The following is a 10,863-nucleotide window of genomic DNA, read 5'->3' on the forward strand; positions in this document are numbered from 1 at the left end:
TACAGTGCGAGCGTCCCCGCTCGCGTGCTTGTACAAGCACGCGAGCGGGGACGCTCGCACTACCATAAAAAATGCTTCTTGCAAAACTGAGATGCTCCCAAGAGAAGAACGTTAGCTTTCGCGATCCGGAGGAAAGCAAACAGTGTCTATTTTTCATAGTTTTTCCCTGTTGGAATCTCCGCTCTCAACTTTATTGGGTTCAATGGAACTAACCGCATCAATTTCCCTCGACTTGTTCCTGGAAGTTTCCAAAATATCAACAGTATTCTTAATAAAACCAGCCATCGGTACAGCAACTAACAAACCTGCTACTCCCGCCACCTTAACTCCCACTAACAGAGACACTAAAATCCACACCGGATTGAGGCCGATAAAACCACCTAATAATCGAGGAGCAACCCCGCTTTCAATTACTTGCTCTATGACTGTCGCGACAGCTAAAACTGTCACACCGAGCCAAAAGTTGCTTAGTGTAATCAGCAAACTGACAACGCAAATACTGAAAGGTGCCCCGAAGGGAATCATCGTCATTACACCGACACCCAAACCGAAAAGCAGCCCGAAGGGAACTCGCAAAATTAAAAAAGCCACCGTCATCGACAGTCCCATCAAACCCGCCAAGGTTGCTTGTCCGACGAAGTAGTTGTGGAAGCTTCGCGCCAGCAACTGTCGCAATTGCAGACTCTGTTTGGAGGGAAACCATTTAAACAATCCTTCCCACACGCGATCGCCATGCAAGAGCAAGTAGAATGTCAGAACTATTGTCAGCAGAAAATTCACCAGACTGTCTGCCGCACCCAAGCCAAATTTGAGGATTTCGCCAGTGAGAGACTGCAATTGAGTTGAAAGTCGATCGCTCAATTGAGTAGTCAAACCGCTAACATCAATGCGAAGATTGCGATTTTCTGCCCACTTATTGAACGCTTCAATCTGTTCTGTACCGGAAACTATCCAAGTTGGGAGTCGAGTAGCGAGTTCAGTGATTTGGTTCAGCAGAATCGGAGCCAGAGTAACACCTAAAACCACCAATATCAGTAAAGTTACGAACAACACCGACAAAACTGCGCGATCGCGCTTCAGCCCGTATTTACGCAGAAAACGCACTGGATAATCTAGCAAAAAAGAGAACACTGTAGCGATTACCAAAACAGTAATCAGAGCGCGAAAATATTCAAACACTAGGAGGGCTAACCAGCAGTTGAGTACCGCTAGAGGGAATAACAGTCCGTAAGTCCACCACTGCGGCAGTTTAGTGAAACGTCTCATTAAGTTAACCAAGTTAAAATTTGAGATGCCAGATGTGAGATTGACGCTGCTATTCGCCGTTCTCCGTTAACGATTTTATGTTGCATTTAGTTATACCAGGCTGCTAAAAATTCCCACTTGCTCTGCTAGTAGCAGAAATTGGGCTGTGGGCAGGTACTCCCTGCCACAACCATGTTATCTCGTTGACGCTGGTATGGATATATTACCTGCGGAATAACTTATTTTTTGCTATTTTTAGGAAAGGAGTTTGAGGCTCACAATTCAAGCTTTTTCGCCGTGCCGTTCGAGAGCTAATTGAATTAAACGGTCTGCTAATTCGGGGAAAGAAATACCATCATGCGCCCACATTTGAGGATACATACTGGTAGCTGTAAATCCGGGGAAAGTGTTGATTTCGTTAATCAAAACTTCTCCGGTTGATTCAACGTAGAAAAAGTCTACCCGCGCTAAACCGGCAGCGTCAATGGCTAAGAATGCTTGCACTGCCATTTCTTGGATTTGCGAGACGATCGCACTGCTGACTTTTGCCGGAATTGAACACTCGGATTGTCCCTCAGTATATTTAGTTTCGTAGTCGTAGAAATCGCTTTGAAAACTAATTTCTCCCACCGTTGAAGCTTTCGGATTATCGTTGCCCAAAACCGCACATTCTAACTCTCTAGCAACCACACCAGCTTCCACAATGATCCGCCTGTCGTAGCTGGCGGCGCCATCAAGAGCGGCTTCTAACTCAGCGCGCGATCGAGCCTTAGAAATGCCCACAGACGAACCCAAATTTGCTGGTTTAATAAAGCAAGGATAGCCCAACTCAGCTTCAATTTTGTCGCACAGTTTGGGGAAAACGCAAGGATTCGACCAGATTTCGGAACGATTGACAGCGATGTATTTTACCTGCGGCAAACCTGCGTTAGCAAAAGCCATTTTCATCGCAATTTTATCCATTCCCATCGCCGAACCCAAAACCCCCGAACCGACAAAAGGAACTTGCAATAATTTCAGCAATCCTTGCACCGTACCGTCTTCACCGTTAGGCCCGTGTAAAACCGGAAACCAAACATCTACTCCATTAAAATTAGGAAATTGCCAAGCTTCTCCTGCTTGTGACTCTATTTCCAGAGGTTTGCCGGCGGCTAAGACTTGCTGCGGTAATGTTCCCGACAGCCAGCGGCCGTCTTTTTGGATGTAAAAGGGCAGAACTTCGTATTTAGAAGCATTTTCGTCAGCAGCGAGGGCACGGGCGATCGCCCTTGCCGAACTAATAGAGACTTCATGTTCGCCCGATCGCCCGCCGAAGAGTAACCCGATCCGCATCTTCGTCATTTTTCCATACTCCCGATACTTTTTGATAAATATACACGCAGAGAGCGCAGCCAACGCAGAAATGAACGCTTTAAGACTACCTATCCCCTCCCTTCCACTCTTCCTCTGTGTCCTCTGCGCTCTCTGCGGTAAAAAAATATATCTTGTTAAAAGACTCCGAGACTCTAGCAAATATTATCTATGGAGGTTACTGGGGCTGTATTGGTTTGACAAATCTGCTGTTAGCCGGCACAAAACAATTACTCGGCGCGCCGGTACCCTCACTTTTTTCTATAAAAAACCAAGGTTGACGTTGGGCATCGTACAAAACCCCCAATCCGCTAGGGCCCAGATAGATTTCAAAATTCTGCCCTGGTTTCAAAGTACCAACTACAGGCCAACTGCCAATATTTAAATTTACCTTGCTTCCAGGGTCTTCTATTTCCTGAATAGAGTGCGGGCCCATGCGACATTTAACACCGTTGGGGTCTGAATCTGTGGCTTCCCAATATCGGTGAGATGTTCTTTTATACTCTCCACGTTCGTTTGGCTGCGGCAATTCCACTTGAGGAATTGAATTTTGCGTCTTGTCAAATTCAGAATTTTGTGTCATGTTATTTAGACTCTTTTTTCGTATTAGAGTTTTATTGCGGTGTTCCAGCCAGCCACAAAGCTAAATTGCGGACATAAGTTTTGATATCATCTAAAGCCTGTGACTCTGTTTGCATAGTGTTTCCCGGCGGTTCAGTCACAAAGCTTGGACAACCCATATCCAAATTCCAATTATAATCGCAGAAGTGATGAAAAGTCGATTGAGCCACTCCACGTCCGAGCTGATTTCCGATCGTATCGGGAGGCCACTCGAAAGCAACAGCGAGGTTAAAAATGCGATCGCTCACCAAACTTTTCCCTTGTGCAATTACCCTACCGTACTGATCGCCTGGGGGGACACCCACAGCACCTTCATGCGGATGAGCCGGAAAAAACTCGATCGCTTCGGCAGAAGCACCAGGCCTTTTCAAAAGAGAATGTACCGGATCGATCGCGATAATTCTCTGATAATTCCCATTGCGTCCAGAATGATAGTTAGGCCAAGAAATATTAGTAGTATCAACATCATCTATGCAATGTTTCGATGGATCTGGATCGGGATTTTTAGTTTGAAAAAAATGTGCAGCCCCCACACCAGAAATAGTGCAGATAGACGAACCTAAATCTTGATGGTCGCGAGTTGCCAAAATCCCCCCACCCCGTTGGTGAAAAGCCTTAATTCCCGCACAATCTTTTTCAGTCAAACCGTCTCCTACATCAACAGCAAACAGCCACAGCTCGTCAAATATTGATTCTCCCAAACTGCTTAGGATTGGGTCATTCCCTTCTATATTTGATTCGCGGTTTCTTGCCATTACTTGAAATAATTGATTTCCCCGATCGTCCTTCAGATTAGCCAAATAGTCTCGCAACAAAGAGAAACGCTCGATACTCCAGTCATCCTCAGTTGTTGGAATCGTTGTTTGCAGTAAAATGCGAATTGGTTTTTCCATTTTAATCAGGGGAACGGGGAATAGTTTTGAGTTAGTGGATATGGAAGGGAGGAAAAGAAATTAAATTCGCAATCTAATTTAGATTTTCCAGCATTTCGCCAGTCAAACTAAAAGCGCGAATATCAGTAATTTTAACACGCACAATCTTACCAGCCAATTGTGCAATATCCCCCTTAAAAAATGTGAGACGATTGCCGCGAGTGCGCCCCATCACCTGAGTTGGATCTTTGAGATTTTGGACTTCCACCAAAACCTCCTCCGTGCGCCCGAAATAGCGCTGCGATCGCTCCATAGCCGTTGTTGTCACGACATGATTGATACGTTGCAGGCGATCGGCTTTTACCTCCTCACTCAACTGATTTTCCCACAACGCAGCAGGCGTCCCCGGGCGAGGCGAATAAGCAGCAGTATTCACCAAATCAAAACCAACATCTTCGATCAACTTCAGAGTCTTCTCAAACTGCGCCTCCGTCTCCCCAGGAAACCCGACAATCGCATCAGCCGTAATCGAAGCATCAGGCATATAACGGCGAATCATATCAACAATTCGCAGATATTTCTCCTGAGTATAACCCCGAGACATCGCCTTCAGAATCTCATTATCTCCCGACTGAAAAGGCACGTGAAAATGTTCGCAAACCTGCGGTAACTCCGCACAAGCCTTAATCAATCGTTCATTAAAATAGCGAGGGTGGCTAGTAGCAAAACGCAGGCGATCGACACCAGGAACATCCTGCACAAAATAAAGCAAATCAGTCAAAGTATGCAGGTTGCTACCATCCGGTTTCGTCCCCGGCAAATCGCGCCCGTAAGCATCAATATTCTGCCCCAACAAAGTCACTTCCTTGTAACCTTGACGGCCCAACTCCTCCATTTCAGCCCGAATTGCCTCCGGCATTCGCGACTGTTCAACCCCGCGAACATTTGGCACAACACAATAAGTGCAGCGTTCATTGCAACCATAAATTACATTCACCCAAGCCGTCACCTGGCTGTCGCGACGAGGCTTAGTAATATCCTCCATAATCTCCACAGCTTCCGTCGCCACAACTTGATTTCCCTGGAAAACTTGTTCCAGCAAATCTTCAAGTCTGTTAGCGTGTTGCGGGCCCATTACTAAGTCCAATTCCGGCACTCTCCGTAACAGCGCCTCACCTTCCTGTTGCGCCACGCATCCAGCTACAACTAAAGTCAAACCCGGTTCTTTACGCTTGCGATGAGCTTGCCTTCCCAGGTTAGAATAAACTCTTTGTTCGGCATTATCGCGAATGGTGCAAGTATTGTAGAGAATCAAACTAGCGTCGTTCGGGTCTTCCGAGAACTCAAAGCCCATATTTTCCAGAATGCCAGCCATCCGTTCGGAGTCGGCTTTGTTCATCTGGCATCCGAAAGTGGTAATGTGATAGCGGCGGGGTTTAACGGTCATGGCGAATTGCAGGAAAATAAAAAATCTAGGTTTTCAACCTTAACCAACTATTATATAACAAGTCTCAACCCTTTGTGAACTTTTCTTGTTCTTAATTTATTGAAAAACAACTTTCACAAACCTTTAGGGTGTGTGAGGCGCGGCGATTAATACCATTGCTGAAAAATATTGCTACAATATATTTTGGGGTTTGTTTACAATAGCTGGCGCTGGTGGTGCTTCGCCATTAGATTGTCGATTGTGATGCAGAGATTTATCGCAGGCGACACACCCTACAAACTACAAACCTATGATATTTAGATTGTAAAAAATGTAAAATAGTTTTAGCAATACCTTGCCCAGCCAAGTAAGGAACTCCATTTCCAACTGTTTTAAACATATTCGTCAATGTCATATTATCCGGCAGTGCAAACTCTTTTGGTAGAGACTGAATAGCTAGTGTTTCAGCAACAGAAAGCCTGCGAACTTTGTAAGGGTGCAAGTGAACTTCGTTATTACCATAACAAGCAGTCGGCGAATAACGCCAGCGGTGCAGGCGCTTGAAAGATTTTTTTGAATCGTCTCCCTCATCGACCTCAGCAAACCTTTTAATACCTGCTCTTGGTTGAAAATAATGTTCAGCGTTGGGATGGTTGAGAACATCATTTTTTTGAAACCAAAACTCAACTGTTAATTCTTGGGTGATGCCATCGGGACAAGGCAAAAAACCATCGCGTACAAAAGCATTTCTTTCAGACCAAGGATGACAAAAAACTTCTGATTTGGGATATAATATCTGAGTTTCCCAGGGGAATAAATTTTCAGGTAACATTGGGCTGGTTTCATCTAGAATAATCCCCAGATTTTTGACAAGATTTTTTTTAAAGCCAATCAAAATAATTCGGTCTCTATCCTGCGGTACTCCATATTCGATCGCATTTATTAAACGTTCCACAAAAAAATATTCCGAATCAGCCAACTTAAGCTTGAGTTCGTCGTAAAAAGCTTTATGTTTTTTTGTCCTCCACAAACCTTTGACATTTTCAAACAAAAAGAAATCCGGCTGCTGCTGGCAAATCAATTCAATGTAGGAAGCTGAAAGTTTGCCTTTATCTCCTTCCTGCCCTCGGTTTTTACCACCCACAGAAAAGTCTGGACAAGGCGGCCCCGCGATAAATCCCACAATATCGTGATGCTGGCGGGCATCCTGCATCAATTCCCGCAGGCGAGAAGCTGTTTTTCCCCCTACAAGTTGAGTGACATCTGCTTCCTCGCCTTCGCAGTATCCGTATTCTGGTAGCGGCAAATTCAGGCACTGCCGAGAGTAGCGGTATGCTTGCATGAAAGGTGGGAAAATTTCATTGACATAGGCTACATGAAACCCATTTAATTCAAAACCGAGGTCAAGGAATCCCGAACCGGAAAAAAAGGAGAATATACAGGGAGAACGGTACATTAAATCATCCCAGTTATTTTAAACTAAGCTTACTATAAATTCGGTTGGGCTTGCACCTGACTATTGCTAAAAGTCGCAGAACCCCGCGCCGGACACGGCAGTGCCGTTTCCCTACTCAAATATGGGCAACCACGGAGGGATTGCCCCTACAAATTCCAATAATTCTTAAAACCATTGGCCGCCTCGGAAACGCCAGTAGGGAAAGAAAATCCGCATCAGTGTTTGCGATGCTAGATAAATAGCCAGCCACACTAAACTGTAATGCAATGCAAAAGCTGTTAAGTCAAAATTTTCTCGCGGTATTCCCGGCAAACCGATAATTTTAATTAAAAATAACACAAAAAGTGCTTCCCAAATCCCGGCGATTAATTGAAATGCGCCGGGCCAATCTCGATCCCAGCGAAACTGCTGGATGTAGATATATAAGATATCCCAGCCGATGCCAAAAATTGCTACATAACCTAAAATTAAGAAAAAGATTGCACCTGATGTGGAAGTGATTAAACCTAGAAAAAATGGCAGGGTTACTAAAACGCCGATGGTTGCAAATAGCAGTAACCGAGTTTGCCAGCGGCCGAATAAGGTGGGGGTCATTCGATTTTAGATTTTAGATTTTGGATTTTAGATTGGGGATTTTGAATTTTGGATTGGGGATTGGCGATTTTGAATTGGGGATTTTGAATTGGGGATTGGGGATTGGGATTTGAGGTTGAATGCGAAGCTCTTTTACATCCGTTAAATCCGCTACAAAATCCGTTACCGAACTTTTTCAATTTAGCCGGGAGATTTATTTAAAATCCACTTTGACCATTGTAAGAACGATCGCCAAACGCTCAATTTCCCAACACCCGGAACTCCGTTAGCGGCCAGACTTTCAACGGAACGCAGGGCGGCGTATTGCAAGCCCAAAAAGCTGTCTACGGGCGCGTAAGGCCCGCCCAAAGTAATCGCGCCCGCTGTGTACACCCGCCCTTCTGGGTTGTTGGGGGAGGCGTTCCGCAATTCGGGCACTTCAAAATCGTTGTTGACACTCAAACGCCCCAAATTGTTGAGGGGAAGATTGTATTGAACTACCAAATCCTCTAGCAGGGGACTGGTTTTTACCTTAGCGTCCAAACCTGTCGCGTCAATAATAAAATCAGCTTGTAACTTAATTTGCCCTTTGAGATCCTTTTCTTGAATGTAAGTCACGGTGCGGTTTTGACTGTCGCGCTCGACTCGCTCGACTTCCCCGAAGGTAATTTGATACCATCCTTGACTTAAACCTTCTTTGACTATCCGCCGCCAGTCGCTGCGATTGGCTGTGGTAGTGCCGCCCCAGTCTCCGAGAAACTGCGGGCGAAATTCGGGTTTGGCTTTTTCCAAAAGTACGCGGAGTTCGCCGCCCCAACAGGCTTTGGGCCAGTTGAAAGGTTGAAATTCATAGTGATTTTCGACTTGTCGCACGGTGAGGTTAAATTTGTTACCTTGAGGTTTGGGCGATCGCATCAAATGCAATACTTGAATGTTGGCATTTCGCTGTCGCGCTTCATAAATTCGCTGCACCACCCGCGAAGCCACAATTCCCCGCCCTCTAATTAAAACGCTGCCGCCCCTCGCCTCCAACTTTTCGTAAACGCCGTCGTGACTTTCGTAAGCGTTGACAACGGACTCAAAATCCTGGGTTTTTTCGCGATATTCTTGCAAGTCGGGCAAAAATTGAATGGCGGGATAGCCGGTGGCTAAGTGTACGTATTTGGCGATTAAAAAAGCACGATCGCGCTGGTTGGCATTCGATCGAGAATAAGCGATCGCGTACCTACCGTCATCTGTCTGGCGAATCGCCCGCACTCTCCCGTAGCGAAACATCTGATTCCACCCGATACGCACAGTTTCCCTGTCAATCGAATCAAACACATTTCCGGCGCGCGGCGTATAAGTTTCGGCAAAAGTCGGTTCCGCAAACACCTGCCACATCAACTTCAGCGACACCATCAACCGCCCTTTCCGCAATTCCTGCCAAGCTTCCCGCACAGCATAGGGAGGCCAGCCCCAAATGTTGTCTGGACACGAGTCAGAATTCGATCGCAGGCGTTCCCTGAGCGGAATTTGAGAATTCAGGCACAACCGACGGTAACGGGCGTAAGGTTGCTCTTCCATGCCCAGAACGGCAATTCGATCGACCTTCACGCCGCAAATTCTCAGCAAATCCACCCAAATCAAGCTGCCCAAACCGCCACCAACAGCAGCCCAATCAATTTCTTCAACCGGGAGTCCCATAGATTGGATCGATCGCATTGTGACTTGATTTGCCTGCAAAAATGCGATCGGCGGAAATTCTCCCCTACTATTTGTTTGAGGCACCGGCGACACCATGGGCTGCCCCAACGCGGGGTCTGGCCTATTGGTCTGCGGGTTAAAGAAAATGTGAGAATTGACAGACTGGGTTTCTGTGGAATTAACAGTAAATGAAATGGCTATCTTGTAGGGCCCGATTTGCAGCATATCGCCATTTGCCAGCACGCACCGGGTTTGGCGGGTGCCGTTGACAAAAGTACCGTTGCGACTGCCGGTGTCAGTAACTACAATACTGTCGCCTTCGGTGGCAATCACAGCGTGAAACCGAGACACTTGACTGCTTTTGAGGGGAATTCGAGAAACTCGCTCACCGTTGATGGTGGAGGGCATACCTTCAAAAATACGTCCCAAAGCGATGGGCAATTCGAGTATCGGGGAGCGACAATCCCCCGTAGCTGTATCTTTCCAAGTAAGTCGCAGGTGCAAGGGTTGAGGATTCATTATTATTTTTTAAACATCAGCCGTCGGCTTTGAGCTTTCTGGGAAAAAAGATTTTTGAATTTGAGAGATTTGATTTGATCTCGGGGCCTATCTCAAAAACTTTAATAGTTTTAGGTGCATGGGGGCTAGAAACCGAGAATATCTGTAGATTTCTCGTTATTTCGCCCCTGATATTTGAGATTTTCGATTGAATGCAGTCCCAAAAGTGTCAGGAAGTAAAAATTAGATGCCGTTGCCAGCAAGATCCTAGCATTGGCGATCGCGCGATCGAACAAAAGAGCGATCGCGCGATTCTGGCTTTTTCTCTTCCCTCAAGGAGACAGCACCACACTCGCCGCCGCCGCCAAAGAAGTACCGCACCACGGACACCCCGCACTCAACTGCGCGTAAGGCGAAACGCGGCTGCACTTGGGACACTGCAAACCGTAAATAGAAGGCTGCGTCGGCGGGGAAGAAATTTGCACCGGAGGCGCCCCAAGCAAAACTGTCAGCGGCGCGGCTAAGTGCACCTCAGTTACATTCACCTCGATTTCCACTTGGCCTAAATGGATGCGGCTGTCGGATTTCAATATTGCTTCGCCCGAGGCGAGAATTTTTCCGTCTACCAGGGGCGGATTGCTGGCGCGCAAATTCCGCACTGCATACTCCTGCAATTCGCGATTAAAAAATATTTCGACGTGCAACCCCGATACGCTCGAATCCGAAAATACTATATCGCACTGCGCTGGGTCGCGTCCGAGTCTCACGCTTCCCGGGTTTTTGCTTGGCTGTTCGTTTAGAATCGTCTGAGTTTGACGAACCCCAGCCTCTGTCCATGTTAAATTTAGCTGGTTTGTCATCGTTTTATAAGAAATACCGTGAAAACCCTGGGACTTTAGTCCAGGGATGAAAGGGCATTGCAGGATTGATCCTGCCAGTTAAATATTTACCAATTCTAGTAAAATCAATCAAGGAGGGTAAAAAAAGATGTACGCAGTACAAAGAGACCTTTGGCATTTAACAGGACTCGACAAAATCATTGTCGAGCAACTGTTGAGGTGGTCAAACAATCTGTTTAATGTCGGGACTTACGAAAGTCGGCAACGGTACTTTAAGGACAAAGGTACAATTAAATA

At 46.2% G+C, this 10,863-nt stretch carries 9 protein-coding genes; all 9 read right to left on the reverse strand.

All coding sequences use genetic code 11. The features are described from left to right. Window positions 1-153 precede the first annotated feature (153 nt). Window positions 154-1,266 (reverse strand): AI-2E family transporter, encoded by a 1,113-nt coding sequence (locus JGK11_RS32155; protein WP_293193255.1) that lies wholly within the window; start codon window positions 1,264-1,266, stop codon window positions 154-156. A gap of 261 nt (window positions 1,267-1,527) precedes the next feature. After that, entirely contained in the window at window positions 1,528-2,586 is a 1,059-nt protein-coding gene (locus JGK11_RS32160) for a D-alanine--D-alanine ligase family protein (protein WP_293184437.1), read from the reverse strand. A 187-nt stretch (window positions 2,587-2,773) separates the two neighbouring features. Beyond that, the gene (locus JGK11_RS32165) at window positions 2,774-3,178 is read right to left on the reverse strand and encodes a hypothetical protein (protein ID WP_293193254.1); all 405 of its coding nucleotides are present in this window, start codon (window positions 3,176-3,178) and stop codon (window positions 2,774-2,776) included. A 31-nt stretch (window positions 3,179-3,209) separates the two neighbouring features. Beyond that, window positions 3,210-4,109: a hypothetical protein gene (locus tag JGK11_RS32170; RefSeq protein WP_293193253.1), complete on the reverse strand. Its 900-nt coding sequence runs from the start codon at window positions 4,107-4,109 to the stop codon at window positions 3,210-3,212. A gap of 73 nt (window positions 4,110-4,182) precedes the next feature. Beyond that, window positions 4,183-5,535, reverse strand: coding sequence for a tRNA (N6-isopentenyl adenosine(37)-C2)-methylthiotransferase MiaB (gene miaB / locus JGK11_RS32175; RefSeq protein ID WP_293214422.1), 1,353 nt, complete (start codon window positions 5,533-5,535; stop codon window positions 4,183-4,185). Window positions 5,536-5,788: 253 nt separating this feature from the next. Then, entirely contained in the window at window positions 5,789-6,970 is a 1,182-nt protein-coding gene (locus JGK11_RS32180; protein ID WP_293214424.1) for a DNA cytosine methyltransferase, read from the reverse strand. A gap of 165 nt (window positions 6,971-7,135) precedes the next feature. After that, window positions 7,136-7,564 (reverse strand): hypothetical protein, encoded by a 429-nt coding sequence (locus tag JGK11_RS32185; RefSeq protein WP_293193250.1) that lies wholly within the window; start codon window positions 7,562-7,564, stop codon window positions 7,136-7,138. 180 nt (window positions 7,565-7,744) lie between these two features. Beyond that, window positions 7,745-9,748 carry an FHA domain-containing protein gene (locus JGK11_RS32190; protein ID WP_293214426.1) on the reverse strand — a complete coding sequence of 668 codons (2,004 nt, stop codon included), beginning with the start codon at window positions 9,746-9,748 and terminating at the stop codon, window positions 7,745-7,747. A 311-nt stretch (window positions 9,749-10,059) separates the two neighbouring features. Further along, window positions 10,060-10,587, reverse strand: coding sequence for an FHA domain-containing protein (locus tag JGK11_RS32195; RefSeq protein ID WP_293184423.1), 528 nt, complete (start codon window positions 10,585-10,587; stop codon window positions 10,060-10,062). Window positions 10,588-10,863 lie beyond the last annotated feature (276 nt).

This window comes from Microcoleus sp. PH2017_34_RAT_O_A (assembly GCF_020737885.1).
Classification (GTDB): domain Bacteria; phylum Cyanobacteriota; class Cyanobacteriia; order Cyanobacteriales; family Microcoleaceae; genus Microcoleus.